Source organism: Micromonospora saelicesensis, assembly GCF_900091575.1.
Lineage (GTDB): Bacteria > Actinomycetota > Actinomycetes > Mycobacteriales > Micromonosporaceae > Micromonospora > Micromonospora saelicesensis.
The window spans coordinates 202,283-223,779 of sequence record NZ_FMCR01000005.1 but is presented as its reverse complement, the minus strand read 5'-3'; the positions used below and the strand labels follow the sequence as shown (position 1 = coordinate 223,779).

Sequence of the window (21,497 nt, the reverse complement as noted above, 5' to 3'; positions counted from 1 at the left end):
CGGCAGCAGCGCGATGGGGATCACCGCCCGTGGGGTCGGGCTGCTCGTCGCCGCCGTGGTGCTGCTGGGGGTGGGTTTCCGGTTCGCGTACCCCGAGTTGACGCTGCTCGGCGCTGCGGCCGGCGCGGCCGTCGGCTACGCCGCGCTGGTCGCGGCCTGGCGACCCCGGCTGACGGTGACCCGCCGCGCAGACCCGGACCGGGTGGCGCGCGGCGAGCCGGCGAGCATGACCCTGACCGTGCGCAACACCGGGCGGCTGCGCTCGGCGAACCTGCTGGCCGAGGACCGGTGCGGGGAGCGGACCGTGCCGGTGCCGGTGCTGCGCCTGCGACCCGGCCGGGACACCGAGGTCCGCTACGACGTGCCGACTGACCGTCGTGGGGTGGTGCCGGTCGGTCCGCTGCGGGTGATCCGACGCGACCCGCTGGGGTTGGTGGCGCTGGCCCGCCCGTACGGCGCGGCGGTGCCGGTCTGGGTGCACCCCCGGATCCATCCGCTGACGGCGGTGCCCAGAGGCGCGGGGCGCAGCCTCGACGGCCGGGTGGACGGGGTCCCGCACGGGTCGATCACGTTCGACTCGCTGCGGGAGTACGTGGTCGGCGACGAGCTGCGCCGGGTGCACTGGCGCACCAGCGCCCGGGTGGGTGAGCTGATGGTGCGGGAGAACGTGGACACCAGCCTGCCGCGCCTGGTCGTCCTGCTGGACAACCGCGCCGCCGCGCACCCGCAGCGGGTCGGCGGGGTGGCGGAGTCGTTCGAGTCGGCCTGTGAGGCGGCGGCGTCGATCGTCACCGCCGCGCACCGCGCCGACCTGCCGGTGCTGTTGCTGTTGGCCGCCGCGGAGCCGGCCGAGGCCACGGGGCCCGACGGCGAGGCCGACGGCCCGCTCGGGCCACTGGACCGGCTCGCCGCCGCCGACCTGTCCGCCGACGGTGACGCGGTGCGCGCGGCCACCACCCGGCTGCGGCAGGGCCGGCTCGGCGACACGTTGATCTTCCTGACCGGGCCGGGTGGCCGCGACGAGCTGGGCCACGTCGGGGCGCTGCGCGGGGCGTACCCGTCGGTGGTGGTCGGGGTGTTCGGCGCGGCCGAGCCGACGCCGCCGGGTGCCGCCGGCCTGGTTGTCGTCGACGCGGCCGACGGCGCGCAGTTCGCCGCCGAGTGGGACGGGGTACGCCGGTGGTGACGGGCGCCGTACGGGTGCTGCGGGCGGCGGTCCTGCCGCTGGCGCTGATCGGGCTGACGGCGCTCGCCGGGGTGGTGCTCGGCCGGGTGTACGCCGGTGGCCTGCTGACCTGGCTGGTCGTCGGCGCGGCGGCGGGTTCGGTGCTGGTCAGCGTGGCCGCCCGGCGGCTGCCGTCCTGGCTGGTGGCACCGGTGTCGGTCGCCGCGATGGCCGGCTGGACACTGTGGTCGCTGCGGCTGGCCGCCACCCGCGCGGAGTTGCCCGGCGGCCTGCTGGAGGTCACCGCGGACGCCGCCCGCAACGGCATCCCCCGGCTGCTCACCGCGATGATCCCGGTGGAGCCCACCCCGGACACGGTACTGGTGCCGGTCGTCGCGGCCTGGCTGGCCGGGCTGACCGGCGCGGAGGTGGCGCTGCGCACCGGCCGGGTGCTGCTGGGTTACCTGCCGGCGGCGGGGCTCTACGCCGCCGCCCTCTACGTGGTCGGCCCGAACGCCGAACCGGCGCTGGGGTCGACAGTGGCGTTTGTCGCGGTCGCGGCCCTCGGCCTGGCGACCCCCACCCGGACCACGCCCGGCGGCGGCGATCCGACCGCCGAGCTGACCCCCCGGGTACGCGCGGCGGTGCGACTGCGCCTGGCCACCAGCGCGGCGCTCGGGGTGGCAGTGGTGGTCGGGCTGGTGGCGTTGCTCGGCCCGGTCGTCGCGGAGCAGGTCGACGGCCGGCCGGTGGACCCGCGCCGGTACGTGGAGCCGCCGCAGGTGCAGACGCTCGACGAGAACCCGTTGATCCGAATCTCCGGCTGGGCGCTGCACCCGGAGCAGAAGCTCCTCGACGTGAGCACGCAACGCCCCGACGCACCGCCCGCCGACGCACCGCCCGAGGCGGACCCGGCGGCGGACACCGCGCGCAGTGTGCGGATCCGGTTGGCGGTGCTCAGCGACTACGACGGGGTGACCTGGCGCGTCGGCGCGACGTACCGCAACGCCGGGCGGATCCTGCCGGCCGCGACCGCGGCCCGGGACAGCACCGTACAGACGGTCCGGCAGCAGATCAGCGTGGCCGAGTTGAGCGGCCGGCTGCTACCCGCCGTGGCGACACCCCGGGAGGTCAGTGGGGCGCGGGTGGCGTACGACCCGGCGAGCGGGACGCTGATCCGACCGGAAGGGCTGACGCCGGGGCTGCGGTACACGGTGACCTCGGCCGAGGAACGCCCCGACTCGAACCTGTTGGCCAGCGCGAACGTGCCCGCCGGCGATGAGGTGGCCCGGGTGCTGCGGGTCGCGGACGGGGTGCCCGAGCCGATGCGCCGGCTGGCCACCCAACTCGCCGAGGAGAACGGCGCGCCGTTCGCACGGGCGTTGGCGATCGAGCAGTTCCTGGCCGAGCACTACCGGGTGGTGGCGGACGCGCCGAGCGGGCACGCGTACCCGAATCTGGGTTTCTTCCTGTTCGGGCCCCGCAACGGCGGCGGGCAGGAGGGCACCTCGGAGCAGTTCGCGGCGGCCTTCGCGGTCCTCGGCCGGCTCTCCGGGCTGCCCACGCGGGTGGTGGTGGGCTTCCGGACCAGCGGGCAGGGGCCGGTGCTGGCCGGTGACGCGTACGCCTGGCCGGAGGTGCTCTTCGACGGGCTGGGTTGGGTGCCGTTCGACCCGCTGCCCCGCCCCAACGACGAACCGAGACCGGTGGAGGAGGATTTCCGCCCGACGCCGGAGGACCCGCCGCCCTCGGAGGCGCCAGCACCGACCGTCGAGCCCAGCGCCTCACCGGAGCCGGCGGACGCCGCCGACGCCCCGCCCGGCCCGGACGGGGTCTCCACCCCGGTGCTGGTCGCCGGCGGCAGCGGCGGTCTGCTGCTGGTGGTGGGCGCACTCCTGCTCACCCTGCTGGCGATGCGCCGCTCCCTCACCCGCAGCCGGCTCGTGCGGGGCGACCCCGGCCAGCGCATCGCCGGCGCCTGGCGGGAGGTCACCGACGCGCTCCGGCTGGCCGGGAGACCGGTCGGGGACGACCTGGCCGCCACCGAGATCGCCGGACACGCCCGCCAGACCCTCGCCGACGCCCGAGCGGGCACGACCGGCCACGACACGACCGTCGACGCCTCCATCGGCGGCACAGCGGCGGTGGGCGCGTCCAACCTGGCGGTCGACGAGTTGGCGGCCCTGCTCAATCAGGTGGGCTTCGCCCCCGGCGCCGCGACGCCCGACCAGGCGGCTCGCGCCGCCGAGGTGGCCACCGCCTACGTGACCACCCTGCGCTCGGCCCGCCCCTGGTGGCGCCGCCTGCTCTGGTCCGTGCACCCCACTCCCCTGCGCCGCGCCCGCCGCTCCCCGCGCTGATCAAGAGCTTTGCGTCGACCGCGGGTCCACTTCTGACGCAAACTTCTTGATCACCGGCGGCAGGGTGAGCGGCGGCAGGGCCCGGGTGAAATCCGTTGGCCCGCGCGCCGCACACCGGTGACCATCAGAGCGTGGATCAGCATTCGAGCGAGATCGTCGACTACTACACGCAGCGCTACCGCGAGGACCAGCGGCTCACCGCCCGCCCGCAGGCGCGACTGGAGTGGATCCGCACGACGCAGCTCCTGCGGGATCTCCTGCCCGGTCCGGGCGCCCGGGTGCTGGACATCGGTGGGGGCACCGGCGAGTACGCGCGGGCCCTCGTCGCCGCCGGCTACCAGGTCCGTCTCGTCGACCTGGTGCCGAGCCACGTCGCGCAGGCCCGCGATGGGCACCCTCCGGTCGAGGCACAGGTGGGCGACGCGCGTGCGCTTCCCGACGCCGACGGTGGGTATGACGCCGCGCTGCTGCTGGGCCCGCTCTACCACCTGGTCCGCCGCGCCGACCGGCTACAGGCCCTCCGCGAGGCGGTCCGGGTCACCCGCCCCGGCGGTCTCGTCGTGGCCGCCGTCATCTCCCGCTTCGCCGGCCCGTTGGACTTCGCGGCCACCGGACGACTCGACGAGAGGCTGCTCGACGAGGCCAGGGCGCTGCTGAGCGACGGCGTCAACGATCCGCGGATCGGTTTCACCCACGCCTACTTCCACCGCGTCGAGGAGATCACCGACGAGTGCGCGGCCGTGGGGCTGACCGATGTCGTCGTACACGGGGTGGAGGGCCCGGCCTGGACGGCGGCGGAGGCGGCGGCGAACGGGCCGGCGCAGGACGTGGTCTTCGCCGCCGCGTTGGACCTCGCCCGGCTCTACAGCAGCGAGCCGGCGCTGATCAGCTCCAGTGCTCACCTCCTGGCCGTCGGACGCGTTCCGGCGCGGTAGCGGGTCAGGCGGTCAGCCGGCGGATGAGTTTGCGCATGCCGGCCTGCCAGCCGTCCGGGTCCTCGGCGCGGCGGCGCGCGTAGTCGGCGACCTCGGGGTGCGGCAGGATCAGGAACCGTTCCTCGGCCAGCCCGGCGATGGCCGCGTCGGCGACCTGGTCCGGGGTGAGCACCGCACCGGACGCGGCGACCACCCGGGCACCGAGGTGACCCTCGGCGAGCCCGTCGGCGAGCATCGGGGTGTCCACCCCCTGCGGACAGAGCGCGCTGACCCGGATGCCCCGGTCCCGGTAGGTGATGGCCAGCCACTCCGCGAACCCCACCGACGCGTGCTTCGTCGCGGTGTACGCGGCGTCGCCCACCGCGGTCAGCACACCGGCCGCGGAGCAGGTGTGCAGCAGGTGCCCGCCGCCCCGGGCCAGCATTCCGGGCAGCACCGCGCGAGCCGAGTAGACGTGGGCCAGCACGTTCACCCGCCAGGAGCGGTCCCAGCCGGCGTCGTCGACCTCCACTCCCCCGCCGGTGGTCACCCCGGCGTTGGCGCAGAACAGGTCGATCCGGCCGTACCGCTCCTCGGTGTCGGCGACCAGGTCGCGGACCTGCTCCTCGTCGGTGACGTCGAGGGCGATGGCGTGCGCGACCGGGCCGATGCCCTCGGCCACCGCGTCGGCCGCGTCGGCGTCCAGGTCGGCGACCACCACGGCGGCGGCCCCCTCGGCGGCGAACCGGCGCGACAGCGCCGCGCCGATGCCGCCGGCTCCGCCGGTGACCACCACGATCCGGTCGGTGAGGTTCACGCGGACGCCTCCACGGAGTTGGTGCCCAGTTGGGCGATGAGGCTGAGCAGCGCGGTCGCGCCGCCGGCGGTGACCTCGGGGGTGGGCAGCAGCGCGACGATCGGCACGTCCACCCCGTTGTCGGCGTAGCGGCGCACCTCGGCGCGGCACCGCTCCGGTGAGCCGTGCAGCACCAGCGCGTCGACCACCTCGTCGGGCACCGCCGCGCTGGCCCCGCGCCGGTCACCGGCGGCCCAGGCCGCCCACATGGGCGCGAGCGCCTCGTCGCGGCCGAGCCAGCGGTGGAACTCGGCGTACGCCGGGACGGTGAGGTAGCTGGTGATGAGCCGACGGCCCAGCGCCCGGGCGTACGCGGCGTCCTCGGTGGGGCAGACGAAGATCCGGGCGGCGACCTCGAAGCCGGTGCGGCGCTCGCCCAGTTCGGCGAGGGCGCGCGGCACGTCGTCGGCGCTGAGCCAGTTGAGGATGACTCCGTCGGCTTCCGCGCCGGCCAGCCGGAGCATCCCCGGGCGCAGCGCGGCGAGCAGGATCGGTGGCGGCACCGCTGGCGGTCGTTCCAGCGTGAACCGGCGGACGGTGAACGTGTCGTATGCCTCGTCGACGGTCTCGCCGGCCAGCGCGGCGCGCAGGAAACGCAGCACGTCGCGGGTGCGGCGGAACGGCTCGTCGAACGGCACCGCGTTCCAGTCCCGTACCAGCACGGGTGAGGACGCGCCGATGCCGAGCGAGAACCGGCCCGGCGCGGCCTCCGCCAGCGCCGCCGCGCTCATTGCCAGCAACCCGGGGCCCCGGGTGAAGACCGGTGTGATCGCGGTGCCGAGCCGCAGCCCCGGCTGCCAGGCCGCGGCGAGCGCCAGCGGGGTGAACGCGTCGGTCCCGGCGACCTCGGACGACCAGACGTCGGTGAACCCGGCCCGGTCGAGGGCCGCATAGGCCGCGTCGTGCTGCGCCAGCGCGATTCCGCCCAGCGGCACCGTCATGCCCCATCGATTCGTCACCGGTCGATCGTGCCCGTTGACGCGGGTTCCGAGCAAGATCCCCGGGTTGGGCAGAATCACCGGTTTCCAGCCGTGCGGTCCGGCGGGTAGTGCTACCGAAATGCGGGCTAGTGCACCGCCCTTCAGGGCGGTGGTGAAAGCCCGCGCGGGAGGGCCGTCAAGGCCCGATCGTGCCCTAGACCGGACGGTTTTGTTGCTCGATGTACTGCTGCAGGACTACCAGTGCGGACGTCTCCGAGATCAGACATAGACCAATGGCAGACTCGAGGCGTGCAGCTTCGGTACAACTACCGGCTCTACCCGGATGCCGCCCAGCGCGAGGCGCTGGCGAAGGCGTTCGGGTGCGCGCGGGTGGTGTTCAACGACGGGCTGCGCGTGCGACAGGAAGCACACGAGGCTGGCCTGCCGTATCCGACGGACGCCGAGCTGTCCAAGCGGGTTACCGTGGCCAAGTTGACCCCGGAGCGGGCGTGGCTGGGCGAGGTGTCATCGGTGGTGTTGCAGCAGGCCCTCGCGGACTTGAACAAGGCCTACCGCACCTTCTTCGCCTCGCTGTCGGGCAAGCGCAAGGGTCGCAAGGTCGCCGCTCCCCGGTTCCGGTCCCGTAAGGACAGCCGGCAGGCCGTCCGGTTCACCGCCAACGCCCGGTTCAAGATCCTCGACAACGGTCGACTGCGGCTGCCGAAGATCGGCGACCTGGAAGTCCGTTGGTCGCGGGAGTTGCCGGCTGCGCCGACGTCGGTGACGGTGGTCCGAGACGCCGCCGGTCGGCACTTCGCCTCGTTCGTCGTGCAGACCGCCGACCAGCCGTTGCCCGAGCTGGACTCGGAGGTCGGCATCGACCTGGGGTTGACGCACTTCGCAGTGATGTCCGACGGGACGAAGGTGGCCGCGCCGAAGTTCCTGCGCCGTGCAGCCCGCAAGCTGCGCCGGTTGCAGCAGGACTTGTCCCGCAAGCAGCGGGGCAGCAACAACCGCAAGAAGGCCGTCCGGAAGGTCGCCCGCGCCCACGCGAAGGTGGCCGACACCCGGCGGGACTGGCAGCACAAGCTTTCGACGCAGATCATCCGCGACAACCAAGCGGTGTTCGTCGAGGACCTGTGCGTGACCGGTCTCGCCCGGACACGGTTGGCGAAGTCGGTGCACGACGCCGGGTGGTCGCAGTTCGCGGCCATGCTGCAGTACAAGGCCACCCGGCATGGGCGCACCTTCGCCCGGGTAGATCGGTTCTTCCCGTCGACCCGCATGTGCTCGGACTGCGGCCGGATCAACGACAAGATGGCGCTCAACGTCCGGACGTGGGGCTGCCCATGCGGCAGCCTGCACGACCGAGACGTGAACGCCGCCAAGAACATCAGGGCCGCCGGACGGGCGGACCTCAACGACCGTGGAGCGCAGGTAAGACCGGCACCCGTGCCGGCACCGCGCAGGGAAGCGGTAACCCACCGGGAGCTTGCCCCTTCGGGGGCGTAGCAGACCGGAATCTCCGCCCTTCAGGGCGGAGAGGGCGTCAAGAGCTGATCATCAATCATCCGCTGGAGCGGATCCCGGGGCCCTGGCTGGCCATGGTGCTCGGTGGACCGGTCCTGTTCCTGGCCGGCCGGGCCCGCCTGGAGTACGAGGTGTTCGGCCGGATCTCCCCGTCCCGGTGGATCGCCCTCACGGTGCTGGGGGCGTCGTCGGTGCCGCTGCTGTACCTGCCCGGTGTGATCGCGACCACGGTCGGGGTGCTGGTGCTGGCCGCTGTCGCGGTGGTCGACGCCCGTCGCGCCCACGGTGCCCCACCGGAGGCCGCCGCCCCACCGTTCTGAGCCTCGCGAGCCGACGTCGCGCCGGCGCGGACGGCTACTCTCGGCCGGTGACCTTCTCGCTCGTCGCCCGCTCCGCCGACGGCCGCCTGCACGGCGTGGCCGTCGCCAGCAAGTTCCTCGCCGCCGGGGCGTTGGTGCCGGCCGCCGCCGCCGAGGTGGGCGCGCTGGCCACCCAGGCGCACGTCAACCTCGCCTACCGCCCGCAGGGCCTCACCCTGCTGCGCACCGGGGTGGCCGCCGCCGACGTGGTGGCCGGGCTGATCGCCGCCGACCCCGAGCGGGAGCACCGCCAGCTCGGCGTCGTGGGGGCCACCGGCTCGGGCGCCAGCTGGACCGGGCCGGCCTGCCACCCGTGGGCCGGCGGGCGGACCGGCGACGGCTGGGCGGCGCAGGGCAACGTGCTCACCGGCCCGGAGGTCGTCGACGCCCTCGGCGAAGCCTGGCTGGCGGGAACGGCGCTGCCCTTCGCCGAGCGGCTGGTCGCCGCGCTGCGGGCCGGCGACGAGGCCGGCGGCGACCGGCGTGGCCGGCAGAGCGCCGGCCTGCTCGTGGTCGAGCGCGGCGGCGGGTACGGCGGCACCAGCGACGTGGTGGTGGACCTGCGCGTGGACGACCACCCGGACCCGGTCGCCGAGCTGGGTCGACTGCTCACTGTGCACACCATGCTGTTCGGCCGACCCGACCCGGCCACCCTGCTCGACCTGAGCGGCGCGGTCGCCGACGAGGTGGCGGCGTTGCTCGGCGCGCTGGGTCATCCGGTGGCGGACGACGGCACGGAGGCGGCGTTGGTGTCCTGGGCCGGGTTGGAGAACCTGGAGGAGCGGCTCGTGCCGGGGCGGATCGACCCGGTGGTGCTGACGCACCTGCGCGGTGTCGCCCCGCACGTTCCCGCACCCCGCGCCGCGAGCTGACAGGCCACGGCCGGTGCCGGCCGCGACCAGGGTCAGCGGCCGAAGGCTAGCCAGCGGAAGCCGGCGGCGCCGATCGCGGCCTGTTCCGGGTCGGTCAACGCCGCTCGGCCGGTGGTCTTGCGGATCAGGGTCAGCTCGTCCCAGCGCAGCACGGCCGGTGTCGGTTTCCCGCCGGTGAGCAGGTCGGCGATCACCGCAGACGCCTGCGGGGTGAGCCATGGCGGCCGGCCCAGCGCGGCGGCCAGGTCCAGACCGTGCACACCCACCTCGACGACCCGGGTCCGCAGGAACTCGGTGAGGAGCATTGCGTCGCCGTGCCGGGTGCGTACCACCCGATCGGTTGGCGCGGCGGCGACCGCCACGTCGGTGGTGCGCCAGGCCCGGTCCAACTCGGTCGCCAGCGCTGCTCGGTCCACTTGTCGCGCGTCCTGCCGGCCACCGGCGATCCGGTCGGCGTCCACCTGCGGGGTGAACTTCGCCCTGCCGAAGTAGCCCGCGGCGTCCACCTCGGGGCGTGGCGGGGCCGGCGCAGCGAGCATGTCGGCCAGCCGGCCCACTCCGGTGCGGATGTGGGCGATCAACTCCCGGACGGTCCACGGCGGGCAGTCGGTGGGTCGGTCGAGGTCGGCGTCGACCAGCTCGGCCAGGATCTCGGTGAGCTGCGCGCACTCGGCGGAGAACGCCACGCGGACGGGGTCCCTCAGGCTGCGGGCATCCAGGTTCCCGATCATCCGCGGATCCTCCTGATGCCGGCTCAGCCCTTGACCCTGGGCACCAGTCGGTGCACGACGGTGAGCGCCAACGCCATCACCACGGCCATCGTGCCGGCGATCCCGGCGGCGCTGCCCGCGTACCCGACGAACAGGGGGCGGCGGGCCAGTTCCTCCGGCCCGGTGCCGCGCAGGTCGAGCAGCCAGGACAGGGAGAGCCCGCAGACCACCAGGGCGAGCACACCACCGAGCCCGAGCACCAGCGCCGCGACCCGGTGCGCGTCGCCGGGAGCGATCTCGGCCTGCTCCCGCTGGGTGACCAGCAGCAGCAACCCGGCCAAGGCCGCCCACACACCCACCACCAGGTACGCGGCGACCGCGTCGCTGGGCCGGTGCCAGCCGGCGGAGAGGGTGGCGACTCCGGCGGCGGCGGCGTAGCCGGCACCGATGAAGGCACCGACGGCGCGCACCTTGCGTGGCAGCACGAGCATCAGCGCGACCGCCACCGAGGCGGCCACCGTGGCGTGCCCGCTCGGGAGGCTGTTGCCCACCGCGGCGCGTTCCGGGTCCACACCGTAGTCGGGCCGGCTCAGCCCGTACTTGAGCAGCTGGGTGGTGACGTTCGCTCCGGCGATCAGCAGGGTCGCGGTGATCGCCAGGGCGATCCGCCCCCGGATCAGCGCGATGAACCCGATCGTCGCGGTGGCGGCCACCAGCGAGACCACCGACATGGCGTTGAGGATCCGGTCGACCGGACCGTCGATGGTGTCCTGCCCGATCCGGTTGCCGGTGAGGGCGACCGTGTCCACCCACTGACCGATCTCAAGGTGCACGGCCACCCGCCACACGGCGAGGAAGGCGGCCGCCTGGACGAGGGCCAGTACGACCAACCAGACCGCGGTCCAACCCCGTGCCGTCGCGCGCATCCGCACACCGTAGCGGCAGGTGTCGGCGGTCCGAGCGGTGGCCCGCCGCCAATCGCCGGTTAGGTTGTGCCGGAGGCGAGGAGGCGGTGGTGAGCGGAACACCGGAGCGCGACAGCGGCCCGGCCGAACCCGGCCCGGAGCAGCGTGAAGGCGATAACCCGGGGTCGGCAGGGCCGGTGCGGGCCGGCGCCGACACCGGTCCGGGTGGGCCGGCGCGCGCCGAGTCGCTGACGGATCTGCTGGGCGGGCGACGCGGTGCCATCGACGCCACCCTGCCGCCGCTGGCGTTCGCGGCGGGCTGGCTGCTGGGCGGCGAGTCGCTGTGGGGCGGGGTCGGCGCGGCGCTGGCCGTGGGCGCGGTGGTGGCCGGCGTACGGCTGCGCCGGGGTGACCGGCCGCGCTCGGTGCTGATCGGGCTGCTGGCCGTCTGCGTCGCGGCGTTGATCGCGGTGCGCACCGGTCGGGCCGAGAACTTTTTCCTGATCCAGGTGCTGTCCAACGCCGCGAGCGCTCTGGCGTGGACGGTCAGCATCGTGGTGCGGTGGCCACTGCTCGGTGTGCTGGTCGGCGCGGTGCTGGGCCAACGGGCCGGGTGGCGGCGCGACCCGGCGCTGCTGCGCGGGTACGGCCGGGCCAGTTGGGTGTGGACGGCGACCTACCTGCTGCGGCTCGCCGTGTTCGTGCCGCTCTACCTGGGTGGGCAGGTGCTCGCGCTGGTGGTGGCCCGGGTGGCGCTGACCTGGCCGCTGGTCGCCGCGGCGCTGGCGCTGAGCTGGGTGGTGCTGCGGCGCTCGCTGCCGGCCGGGCACCCGGGGCTGCGCCACCCGGTCGCGCCGCCTCGCTGAGCCGGCCCCACGCGGCCGGCTCGGGGCAGAGAAGCGGCTGGATTTGGGGCAAAAAAGTGGAGAGGCCGCCACGGGGGGAGCGGCCTCTCCGGTGACGTACGTTACTCCGTCACGGACCTCGGTGTGATCCCGCGACGGCCCGAATTTCTGGGCTTTTTCGCGGCTGGCTCCAGTCCGGGCGGTGGGGTGGGCCAGCCGATCCGCTGCGTCGGCCAGATGGCCGGCCCACCCCGGCCTGACCGTGGGTGTCAGGCCGTCCCGCCAGCCCCGGTCCGTCGTTCCCCGGACCCGGGCCGGACCCCGGGGTGGGCGGTCCACGCCACCCACCCCGGGTCGTCTCAGCCGTTCGGGAACATGCTGCCGTAGTCGGCGTACGCCATGGCGACGTCAGCCTGCGCCCAGAACCGGTGGTAGTTGAAGCTCGGCTCCGCACCACCGTCCAGGTACGCCTGCACCTTGGGCCAGTCCGGGTCGTTCTTGTAGAAGGACCGGATGTCGAGGAAGCTCTTGCCGGCGGCGATGGTGTCGCCGTTCGGCATCTTCCCGGTCCAACCCGACGGGACGTAGAGGCCCTGTCCGGTGGACGCGTTGTAGACGTCGTCGAAGCGCCGGTAGTCGCCACGCTTCTCGGTGGTGGAGACACCCTTGGCGTCGCTGGCGGCCGACAGCGCGTCGAGCAGCCCCTTGGCGGTGTTCTTCGCCGCCACGTTGCCCGACTTGGCCGCGTACGCGATCAGGATCCGGGCGTAGGCGGCGGTGACACCGACGTCCTGACCCTTGCTGATGACCTCGACGTGCAGGCCGGTGTTGGGCTGCGGGTTGGACGGGTTCCAGGTGGTCGGCTGACCGGTCCACGCCATGTCCGACGGGATCGACCAGTTGGTGCCGAGGGTGGTGTTGGCGATCGCCCAGGGCACCCACTTGTCCAGCAGCGCCTTGGCCTTCGCGTTGCCGGTCTGCTGGTACAGCTCGGCGATGCGCTGCATCGACCAGGCCTGCATACCGAACCACTGGTTCGACGGCGGGTCGTTGTAGACCGGGTCGACGTCGTAGAACATGCCGTAGAAGGTGCTGGTGCCGGCCGGCGGCTGGGCGTAGCTACCGTCCCAGCTGTTGGTGGCGCCACCGGCGATGCCGCCCTCGGCGGACTGCAACCAGGTGTAGAACTCCAGCTGCCGCTCGAAGCTCTTGGTCCAGTCGGCGACCGCGGTCGACGACTGCGGCTTGAGTTCCGGGGTGTTGGTCAGCGCCCAGGCCGCGAACGGGTTCTGGTAGCCGAAGTGGTTGTGGCTGGAGCCGATCCGCCAGGACCAGTTCTGGCTGGCGTCGTACGCGCCGCCCCAGGCGTAGTACCAGGACAGCAGGTAGTGCGCCGAGTCCTTGCCGCTGCCGGCGGGGCAGGTGCTCGCCCCGACGCAGTTGCCGATCTTCTTGAAGTACTTGTCGAACATCGCGTACCGCAGGTAGTCGCCCATCTTGGCGGCCTTGGCGATGGTGGCCGCGACGTCGGCCTGCTTGTTCTGCGCCTTGGACCAGGTCAGCGCCCAGTACGCGGCCTGCACGGCGCGGGCGTCGGCGTCCGGGGCGTTGGTGTACTTCCACTGCTTGGCGGGGGCGCCGGTGTCCTTGACGAACAGGTCGAGGTAGCCGTACTGACCGCCGTGCTTGAAGGTGTCGCAGGAGGGCTGCGGAACGGTCTCCCACACCGACTCCTGGGTGCCCCGCTGGAAGGTGTTGATGTAGGCCGGCTTGGTGGTGCCGTCACCGCAGCGGCCGAAGCCGTAGGTGTTGTCGACGTCCATCAGCCAGTGCATGCCGTAGATGTCGCCGGTGCCGTAGGTGGACTGCAGCTCCGAGCGCAGCGGGTCCTGACCGACCGGGACGTTCGGGTTCAGCGCCGAGGGGTACTGGCTGGGCAGGTTGTACTCCGCGGCGTACTGCGGGGTGCCCGCGGAGCCGGCGGTCGGCTGGTCGGCGTGCGTGGGGATGATGTACTTCTCCATCACCGTCCAGGCGTTGTTGAACGGGGCCCAGTTCTGGGTGACCTTGCCGTAGTAGGCCTCCAGCCAGAGCCAGAAGCTGAACGCCTCCGAGGTCGTTTCGTGGCCGTGGTCGGGCGCCTCGACGATCAGCGTCTCCACCGAGTGGTACGGCACGCCCTCGGGGCTGAAGTAGCCCGAGTTCTTGATCTTGCCGTACTGCTCGAGGAACTTCGCGGTGTAGGCGTTGTCGCCGCCGGGGGTGTCGTTGTCGATCTCGGTGGCGCTGACCGCCAGCGAAGCCAGACCGGTGGCGGAGGCGGTGATGGTGGCAGCGCCGCCGACGGTGTCGGCGTCCTCCGCCGCAGCGACCGTGACGGTGACCCCGGTGTTCCAGTTGCTCGGGGTCAGCGTGGCGGTGGCCGGCGAGACCGTGACGTCGGTGTCACCGGTGCGGGTGAGAGTGACCGGCACGTTGGCGGTCGGGGCGGCGCTGAGCTTCAGGTTGAAGGTGGCGGTGCCACCCTCGGTGACGCTCACCGCGGACGGGGTGGCGACCAGCGTCGGGCCGTTGGCGGCCCCGACGGTGAACGCCTTCTCGTCGACCCCGATGCCGTTGGCGTTGTCGTACGCCTTGGCCTGGACGGTGTAGCTGCCGGCCGGCAGGTCCTCCTGGGTGTACGCGTACGGGGCGGAGGTGTCGGTGTTGATCAGCAGGCCGTTGCGGTAGAACTCGACCTTGCTGATCGTCCCGTCCGGGTCGCTGGCGGTGGCCGTCAGCGGCACGTCGGCCGGCGCGGTGAACGGCCCGGCCGGCAGGCCGAGGGAGACCGTCGGCGGCTGGTTGGCCGGGGTGCCGTTGCAGGGAGTGCCGTTGAGCGTGAACGAGGTGGGCTTCGGGTTGCTGCCCGAGTGGGCGCCGTTGAAGCCGATGGTGGTGGAGGCCCCGGTGGCAAGGTTGCCGTTGTACGACTCGTTGGTCGCGGTGACCTCGCTGCCGGTCTGGCTGAACCTGGCCGACCAGCCCTGGGTGACCCGCTGACCGCTGGTCGGGAAGGTCCACTTGAGCGTCCAGTTGCTCACCGGGTCACCCAGGTTCTTGATGGTGACGTTCGCGGTGAAGCCGGTGTTCCAGTCGTTGGTCGCGTAGACCACGTCGCAGGCGGGTGCGGCCTGTGCGGCGCCGGCAGGCAGGGTCACCCCGCCGATGGCGAGCAGCGCGGCGGCGGCGAGCGCCACGCGCCGGCGTATTGCCAGTTGTCTCATGTGCGCGGTGTCTCCTCGGACCAGGCCGGGATGGTCCCCGGCGAGGCGCCTGCCCGCGAGGGTGGTGGTGGTCCGCGGGGATGTCGAGGCGCCGGGAAGGTGGTCTTCCCCGGGCCCGGCCGGGGTAGGGCGTGCGGCCCGCACGGGAGGGGGTCCCGCCGGCTGCGTTCGGGTGACCGTGACCGGAGCTGGTGCTGCCGGTTGCCCTCGGTGGACCCGCACTACGCGATGTGGCTCCTGTCGCGTCGAATCGACAGTGTGCCATGGAAGCGCTCCCACAACAAGCGCAGGGAGCGCTGGATCAGCTCCTTGTTTCGATCTCGTTTTGGGTCTTTCACAAAGGCGTGACGGGCGTTACAGTCGCAACATCGGTCGATGGGAGCGCTTCCATCGACAAGGTTCCAACAAGAAGATCGCTGGGGTCGTCCTGACGAGCCCAGGGAACCAGACCGAGGGCCGACGACGGGCCAGCCCGGACGCCGTCGTCAGCCATCGTCCCGCCACAGGGAGGGAGGTGGAACCAGAGCCACTCGCGTGGCCCGGCTCCCGCGCGACACGCACGGCAGGACCCAAATTCCGCCCGTGTGTGTGCAGTTACGGTGGGGACGGGGGTTGCCCTCCCCCGTCCCCACACTAAACCCCCGTACACGATAGGAAAAGAGGCCGACGGGACAGGCGCGCCGCGCCGCCCGGACGGCCTCGTTCGCTGCCCGGGGCCACACACCCGCCTCTCACCCGCCAGCGCCGGCCGTCCTGACGGCCGGCTGACCGGCCGGCAGCGTCTGCCCTATCATGGGAGCGCTCCCGAATCTTTCGGCGGTGGCCCCGTATCCATGAGGAGAATCCATGTCGATACCTATCGGGCCCGCCGGCCCGCTGCGCTTCCCGGAAAACTTCGGCTGGGGCGCGGCCACCTCCGCCTACCAGATCGAGGGCGCCGCCAAGGAGGACGGGCGCGGCGAGTCGGTCTGGGACACCTTCAGCCGCGTCCCAGGGCGCACCCGCAACGGCGACACCGGCGACGTGGCCATCGACCACTACCACCGCTACGCCGAGGACCTCGACCTCATGCGCGACCTCGGGTTGCGCAGCTACCGCTTCTCCATCTCCTGGCCCCGGATCCAGCCCGACGGCACCGGCACGCCCAACCAGCGCGGCCTCGACTTCTACCGCCGCCTCCTCGACGGCCTGCACGAGCGCGGAATCACCCCGATGGCCACCCTGTTCCACTGGGACCTCCCGCAGGCGCTCCAGGACGCCGGCGGCTGGGAGTCACGCGACACCGCCCACCGCTTCGCCGACTACGCCGACGTGGTCTTCCGCGCCCTCGGCGACCGGGTACCGGCCTGGCTCACCATCAACGAACCCAAGACCGTGGTCCAGAACGGCTACCTCACCGGCCACCACGCCCCCGGGCGGCAGGACCCGGACGCCGCCTACCTGGTCGCCCACCACCTGCAACTCGCCCACGGGTTCGCCGTCGCCGCGCTGCGGGCCACCGGCAGCGACAGCCGCATCGGCCCCGCGCTCAACCTGCACCCCTGCTACCCCGCCGACGACTCCCCGCAGGCTGCCGCGGCCGCCCACCTCTACGACGCCTACGAGAACCGCCTCTACCTCGACTCCCTGCTCAAGGGCAGCTACCCGGAGGACCTGCTGGCCGACCTGGGCCCGCAGAGCCGGATGGTCCAGGGCATCCGCGACGGCGACCTGAAGACCATCTCCGCGCCGGTCGACCTGCTGGCCGTGCAGTACTACACCCCGATCTACGTCACCGGCGACGGCGGCACCGCGCACCGCTGGGCGACCTCCGAGGCCGAATGGCAGCAGATCTACCCCGAGGGGATGTACGACCTGCTGACCCGGATCACCCGCGAATACGGGCCGATCCCGCTCACCATCACCGAGAACGGGCTGCCCACACCGGACACCCTGGGCGCGGACGACACCGTCCAGGACGCCGGGCGGATCAGCTTCCTGCGCGACCACCTCACCGCCGCGCACCGGGCCATCGCCGACGGAGTGCCGCTGGAGAGCTTCCACGTCTGGTCGCTGCTGGACAACTTCGAGTGGGACCAGGGCTACGACCAGCGCTGGGGCCTGGTCTACGTCGACTACGCCACCCAGCGTCGGGTGCTCAAGAACTCCGCCACCTGGTACCGCTCCGTCATCGCCGACGGCGGCTTCTGACCGCGCCGCCACCCGGACGGCCGGGCCCGGACGGCTCGGCTCGGGTGAGCCGCGACCGTCCGGGCCTCGGCCGGCTCACTCGCGGGGCAGCGCCTGCTGCAACTCCGCCCGCAAAGCCGGGGTGAGCATCTCCCCCGCCTGCTTGGCCAGCCGGGCCATCTCGTAGCCCACCACGCCGATGTCCGCGTCACCGGCGGCCAACGTGGCCAGAATCGAACCGTCGCGGATCTGCATCACCAGGAAGTAGCCACGGCCCATCTCGACCACCGTCTGCTTGACGACATCGCCGTCGAACATCGAGGCCGCGCCCGCGGTGATACTCATCAACCCGGAGGTCACCGCGGCGAGCTTGTCCGCGTTGTCACGCGGCAGGTGATCGGAGATCGCCACCAGCAGCCCGTCAGAGGAGACCACCACCGCGTGCGCCACACCCGGCACCCGCTCCGCGAACGCGCTCACCAGCCAGCTCAGGTCACGCGCCTCCTGGCTCAACGTCGTCACTGTCGTCGTCCCCCTTCGTCGTGCCCCCCGGACGGTGGCACGGGTATCTCGGTGGTGTCCTCAGCCTCGGCGCGCCGTACTCCGCTGTAGAGCCGCGAGAGCATGCCGCCGACCGCCTCCGGGTCCGGGTCGGTGCGGGTCGGTGCCGTCATCGGTTGTGCCGAACGGGTGACCGCGCTCAACTGCGCCATGGGCACCCGCACCGGCAATCCCCGCTCATTGGTGCCGGCGGTCACCGGGATCGTCGGTGGCGCCGCCGCAGCGGGCACCACCGGCGCGGTCGGGCCCTGCCGCGAATACCAGCCCCCGCCGTCACCGCGATCCGCGGCGGGGGTCAACACGTCCTCGGCGCGTACCGGCACCGGGCGACCCTGACGCGGCACGCCGACGCCCGGCGGGCGGCCGGCCACCGGCAGGTCCCGCACCGCGCCGTTCCGCATCGGGGCAGCGGCCTGCCGGGCGGCCCCGGACTGCGGAACCAGCCCCCGCGCCGCGCTCGCCGCCAGCATCCGCGCCGACGGGGGCGCATCCAGCTCCACACTGCCCGCCGGCGCCAGCAGCACCGCGGGCAGGGCGAGCCGGGCGACCAGGCCGTCCTCGCCGCCCTCCAACCGCACGCGGACGCCCAACCGGGCCGCGAGGTGGCTGACCACGAAGAGTCCCATCCGCTCCACCGCCGCGACGTCCGCGGCCGGAGGGCTGGCCAGCACCTCGTTCGCCTGCACCAACGCGGTCGGGCTCATACCCAGACCTCGGTCGACGATCTCGATCAGCGCACCCCCCGCCTCGACCCGGGCGGTCACCACCACGACGGTGTCCGGACGGGAGAAGGCCGTGGCGTTCTCCAGCAGTTCGGCCAGCAGGTGCACCAACTCGCCGACCGCGTGCCCGACCACGTGCACGTCGGCCACCGACTCGATCCGGACCCGCTGGTACTGCTCGATTTCCGCAGCGGCGGCCAGCAGCACCGCACCGAGCCCGACCGGCCGGTTCCACCGGCGGGTCGAGTCGGTGCCGGCGAGCACCAGCAGGCTCTCGTCGTTACGGCGCATCCGCGCGGCCAGGTGATCGAGCTTGAACAGGTTCTCCAGCTGGTCCGGGTCGCTCTCCTCGCGCTCCAGGTCGTCCAGCAGCTCCAGCTGACGCTCCACCAGCACCTGGCTACGGCGGGCCAGATTGACGAACATCGCGTTGACGTTGCGCCGCATCAGCGCCTGCTCGACGGCGACCGTGACCGCGCTGCGGTGCACCGCCACGAACGCCTCGGCCAGCTCGCCGATCTCGTCGAGTGAGCGGACCACCGCCGGCGCGACATCGATGCGCGGCACCCCACCGGTGACGGTCTTCAGTCGGTCCAGGGCGTCGGGCAACTCGACCTGGGCGATCCGCAGCGCCTGGCTGCGCAGCATCCGCATCGACCGGGCGACCGACCGCCCGATGAGCAACGAGATCAGCAGGGCGGCCAGCAGGACCGTGACCACCCCGCCGACGACCAGCAGGGTCGTCCGCAGCTGAGCGTCGCTGGCCTCCTCGGCCTGCCGTACGGCGTCGTCGAGCACACCCGCCTCGAGCTGACGCAGCAGCTCCTGACGCTGCTGGCTGGCCGACCACCACTGCTCCGACGGCAGCACCTGCGGCGACGCGCCGCCGGAGGACAGGCTGCGCTCCTCCAACCCGGTGGCGACCAGGAAACTCGGCGACACCGAGGTCTCGTCGTAGCGGCGGATCTGCTCACTGGTCGCGGCCACCCGGAACGCGCCGAGCGCGGTGAGTTGCTGACCGCGCAGGTCGGCGAGGATCACCCGGTCCTCGGTGCCGTACGCACCGACGCGGGCGGCGGCGTAGAGCTGGGCCCGCACCCGGGAGGAAAGCTCCTTGACCCGGGCCAACTGGACGTAGCGCAGCACCGCGTCGTTCAACGCCGGCTGGTTCTGCCCCGGCGTCGGTTCGGCGAGCAGGTCCAGCAACGCCCCGACGGCCCGGTGGTAGTTGCTCAGGATGGTCTCGCTGCTGAGCACCGCCGGCGGAATCGCCGCACGGATGTCGACCACCTGGTCGTACGCCTCCAACGCCTCGGAGAAGGCCACCCGCCAGGACGCGTCCGCGTCCGCCAACGGCTCGGCGGCCCGGCTGAGGTCCACGATGGCCTTGTCGGTGGCAGCCTGCAACGGCTTCAGGTCGTTCGCGGCGGCCTGCCGGTCACCGCCCTTACGCAGCTCGCCCAGCTCCCCCGCCGAGCGGTCCCGCTCCTGCTGGAGCTGGTGCACCGCCGCGGTGATCTGCCGGCCGATGCCGACCTGACTGGAGAAGTCGTTCAACGCCGTCGTCCGCCCCACCAGGGTGCTGGTCTGCACCCCGGCGAGCAGGAGGAACGCCATCGACGGCACCAGCAGCACGGTGGCGAGCTTCGTGCTCATCCGCCAGTCGCGCAGCCGAAACGGCGACCGCCGTCGATGCGGAACGACTCGGACATCGAAGCGGCGTCGGCGATGGTTCGACACCGCGCCGTTCGCCGGGTCGGGACCTGCCGCCACCCTGCCTCCTCCGTCCTACCGCGTCCACCGCGGTCGGGGGAGCGCAGTCCATCCAACCAGGCTCGGTACCGCTGTCAACGGCCCGGGCGAGGCCGAGGTTCAGGAAGGATACTGCGGGTGGGAACGTCCTGCCGTGGTCGGTAAAACCAGCTCGTCCGTCCGGCCGATGTCGGCGAGCTGGATCGCGTCACCGAAGCGCCCCAGCGCCACCAACGCGGCACCGGTGGCGCCGATCTCCGGGTTGCGCTGATGCGACACCGGTCGCGGTGCGAGGGCGGTCGCGAAGGCCTGCCGCCACCACACCGAGGCGGCCACCGCGCCGCCGCCCAGCACCACACCGACCGGTTTGTCGATGGTGGACTCCAGCACCCCGAGATCCTCGGCGACCAGCTCACACAACCCCTGCATCAGCCCGGCCAGGATGTCGACCGAGGTGGTGCTGAAACTCAGACCGCGCAACTCACCGCTGCCCGCCGGTGCCAACCCGGGCGGCCGGTCGCCACCGAAGCGGGGGTCCGCCGGTCGGCCACCACCCGCCGGCACCAGCGCCAGCGCCGCGTCCAGCTCGGCACCCCGCGGCAACCGCAGCTCCCTGTTCGCCCAGGCGAACAGGTTGCCCCCGTTGGCGTACGCGGCCCCGGTCACCACGTGGTCGTGGTCGACCCGGTACCGCCACAACCGTTCGGGCAGGCGCGGCATCGGCTCGCCGGCTGGGACCCGCTGCATCAACCGTACGGCCGCTGAGGTGCCCACGGTGACGGCGGCCCGGCTCGGGTCGACGCAGCCCGAGCCGACGTTCGACGCCCCACCGTCGCCCACCGGCGGCGTCCACCGGGCCTGCGCCAACTGCGGCCACCGACGGGCCAGGTCGACCCGGAGCCGGCCGTGCCAGTCCAGTTCGCCCAGCGGTGGCAGCTCCTCCGGTCGCGCCTCGGCCAGCGTCAGCGCCTCCTCGTCCCAGCGCAGGGTGCGCAGGTCGAGCAGACCGGTCCCGGAGGCCTGGGAGATCGACATGGGCGCCGTGTCGAGCAGCTCGCCCAGCACGTACTCGGGCAGACCGACGAACCGGGCGATCGGGGTGCCGGACTGCTCGCGCACCCAGGGCAACCGCATCGACCAGTACGAACGGTGCCACCAGCAGCCGGTGCGCTGGTGGAAGCCGTCCGGGTCGGCAGGGCCGGCGGTGCGCCCGACCGGGGCGGGCCGGGTGTCCAGCCAGGTGACCACCGGCCCCATGGGGGCGCCGTCGCGGTCCAGCGGGAGCACCGAGTGCCACTGGGCGGAGACCGCCACCAGGCCGACGTCGTGCAGGTGACCCGAGTCGGCCAGCTCGTCCAGGCACTCGACCAGGCTCGCCAGATAGTCCGGACCGGACAGCGTGCCGGTGCCGTCGTCGCCGATGGCAAGGTCGACCTTGCGGCGGGCCAGAGCGCCGGGCAGCGGCTGGGTGTCCGCGTCCAGCACCAGCCCACGTACCGAGGAGGTGCCCAGGTCGAGCGCGAGAATGTTCATCGCCGGTCAAGTTACCCCGTGCCAGCGGGGCGACGGGCGCGTAGGGTGGATCACATGC

16 protein-coding genes are annotated in these 21,497 nt (G+C 73.0%); 8 read left to right on the top strand and 8 right to left on the bottom strand.

What is annotated here, in order from left to right:
• The first annotated feature begins 13 nt into the window (after positions 1–13).
• The 3 genes from GA0070561_RS22245 to GA0070561_RS22235 all read left to right on the top strand — a co-directional run bounded on the left by GA0070561_RS22245 (position 14) and on the right by GA0070561_RS22235 (position 4,460).
• Positions 14–1,186 carry a DUF58 domain-containing protein gene (locus GA0070561_RS22245; RefSeq protein WP_091404172.1) on the top strand — a complete coding sequence of 391 codons (1,173 nt, stop codon included), beginning with the start codon at positions 14–16 and terminating at the stop codon, positions 1,184–1,186.
• Positions 1,180–3,525: a transglutaminase TgpA family protein gene (locus GA0070561_RS22240; protein WP_244166375.1), complete on the top strand. Its 2,346-nt coding sequence runs from the start codon at positions 1,180–1,182 to the stop codon at positions 3,523–3,525. The genes GA0070561_RS22245 and GA0070561_RS22240 overlap by 7 nt, the downstream gene beginning before the upstream one ends.
• A gap of 131 nt (positions 3,526–3,656) precedes the next feature.
• A complete protein-coding gene (locus tag GA0070561_RS22235; RefSeq protein WP_091404164.1) occupies positions 3,657–4,460 on the top strand; it encodes a class I SAM-dependent methyltransferase in 804 nt (267 codons plus the stop codon).
• A 4-nt stretch (positions 4,461–4,464) separates the two neighbouring features.
• On the opposite strand, the gene GA0070561_RS22230 is transcribed toward GA0070561_RS22235, so the two are convergent.
• Entirely contained in the window at positions 4,465–5,256 is a 792-nt protein-coding gene (locus tag GA0070561_RS22230; protein ID WP_091404158.1) for an SDR family oxidoreductase, read from the bottom strand.
• Entirely contained in the window at positions 5,253–6,236 is a 984-nt protein-coding gene (locus GA0070561_RS22225) for an LLM class F420-dependent oxidoreductase (protein ID WP_091404154.1), read from the bottom strand. The genes GA0070561_RS22230 and GA0070561_RS22225 overlap by 4 nt, the downstream gene beginning before the upstream one ends.
• A 288-nt stretch (positions 6,237–6,524) precedes the next feature.
• On the opposite strand from GA0070561_RS22225, the gene GA0070561_RS22220 reads away from it, so the two are divergent.
• The 3 genes from GA0070561_RS22220 to GA0070561_RS22210 all read left to right on the top strand — a co-directional run bounded on the left by GA0070561_RS22220 (position 6,525) and on the right by GA0070561_RS22210 (position 8,976).
• Positions 6,525–7,727 carry an RNA-guided endonuclease InsQ/TnpB family protein gene (locus GA0070561_RS22220; protein WP_091404152.1) on the top strand — a complete coding sequence of 401 codons (1,203 nt, stop codon included), beginning with the start codon at positions 6,525–6,527 and terminating at the stop codon, positions 7,725–7,727.
• Between the two features lie 92 nt (positions 7,728–7,819).
• Complete coding sequence (locus tag GA0070561_RS22215) at positions 7,820–8,065, top strand: hypothetical protein (protein WP_208603824.1); 246 nt, start codon at positions 7,820–7,822, stop codon at positions 8,063–8,065.
• 47 nt (positions 8,066–8,112) lie between these two features.
• Positions 8,113–8,976 carry a DUF1028 domain-containing protein gene (locus tag GA0070561_RS22210; RefSeq protein WP_091404150.1) on the top strand — a complete coding sequence of 288 codons (864 nt, stop codon included), beginning with the start codon at positions 8,113–8,115 and terminating at the stop codon, positions 8,974–8,976.
• 32 nt (positions 8,977–9,008) lie between these two features.
• Here GA0070561_RS22210 and GA0070561_RS22205 read toward each other — a convergent pair whose 3' ends face one another.
• Together GA0070561_RS22205 and GA0070561_RS22200 are read right to left on the bottom strand one after the other, a co-directional pair.
• Positions 9,009–9,707: a maleylpyruvate isomerase N-terminal domain-containing protein gene (locus tag GA0070561_RS22205; RefSeq protein ID WP_091404148.1), complete on the bottom strand. Its 699-nt coding sequence runs from the start codon at positions 9,705–9,707 to the stop codon at positions 9,009–9,011.
• 23 nt (positions 9,708–9,730) lie between these two features.
• Positions 9,731–10,618: a phosphatase PAP2 family protein gene (locus GA0070561_RS22200; RefSeq protein ID WP_181539442.1), complete on the bottom strand. Its 888-nt coding sequence runs from the start codon at positions 10,616–10,618 to the stop codon at positions 9,731–9,733.
• A gap of 170 nt (positions 10,619–10,788) precedes the next feature.
• Between GA0070561_RS22200 and GA0070561_RS22195 the strand changes: the two genes are divergently transcribed.
• Entirely contained in the window at positions 10,789–11,457 is a 669-nt protein-coding gene (locus GA0070561_RS22195; RefSeq protein ID WP_091404143.1) for a DUF3159 domain-containing protein, read from the top strand.
• Between the two features lie 338 nt (positions 11,458–11,795).
• On the opposite strand, the gene GA0070561_RS22190 is transcribed toward GA0070561_RS22195, so the two are convergent.
• Positions 11,796–14,702: a glycoside hydrolase family 48 protein gene (locus GA0070561_RS22190; RefSeq protein WP_091404140.1), complete on the bottom strand. Its 2,907-nt coding sequence runs from the start codon at positions 14,700–14,702 to the stop codon at positions 11,796–11,798.
• 846 nt (positions 14,703–15,548) lie between these two features.
• Here GA0070561_RS22190 and GA0070561_RS22185 point away from each other — a divergent pair.
• Positions 15,549–16,892 carry a GH1 family beta-glucosidase gene (locus tag GA0070561_RS22185; RefSeq protein WP_091404137.1) on the top strand — a complete coding sequence of 448 codons (1,344 nt, stop codon included), beginning with the start codon at positions 15,549–15,551 and terminating at the stop codon, positions 16,890–16,892.
• 75 nt (positions 16,893–16,967) lie between these two features.
• Here GA0070561_RS22185 and GA0070561_RS22180 read toward each other — a convergent pair whose 3' ends face one another.
• From GA0070561_RS22180 to GA0070561_RS22170, 3 genes are all read right to left on the bottom strand, one after another.
• Positions 16,968–17,393 carry a roadblock/LC7 domain-containing protein gene (locus GA0070561_RS22180; RefSeq protein WP_091404132.1) on the bottom strand — a complete coding sequence of 142 codons (426 nt, stop codon included), beginning with the start codon at positions 17,391–17,393 and terminating at the stop codon, positions 16,968–16,970.
• Positions 17,390–19,927 carry a sensor histidine kinase gene (locus tag GA0070561_RS22175; protein ID WP_181541022.1) on the bottom strand — a complete coding sequence of 846 codons (2,538 nt, stop codon included), beginning with the start codon at positions 19,925–19,927 and terminating at the stop codon, positions 17,390–17,392. Before GA0070561_RS22175 ends, GA0070561_RS22180 begins: the two co-directional genes overlap by 4 nt.
• 99 nt (positions 19,928–20,026) lie before the next feature.
• Positions 20,027–21,439 carry an FGGY family carbohydrate kinase gene (locus GA0070561_RS22170; protein WP_091404126.1) on the bottom strand — a complete coding sequence of 471 codons (1,413 nt, stop codon included), beginning with the start codon at positions 21,437–21,439 and terminating at the stop codon, positions 20,027–20,029.
• Positions 21,440–21,497 lie beyond the last annotated feature (58 nt).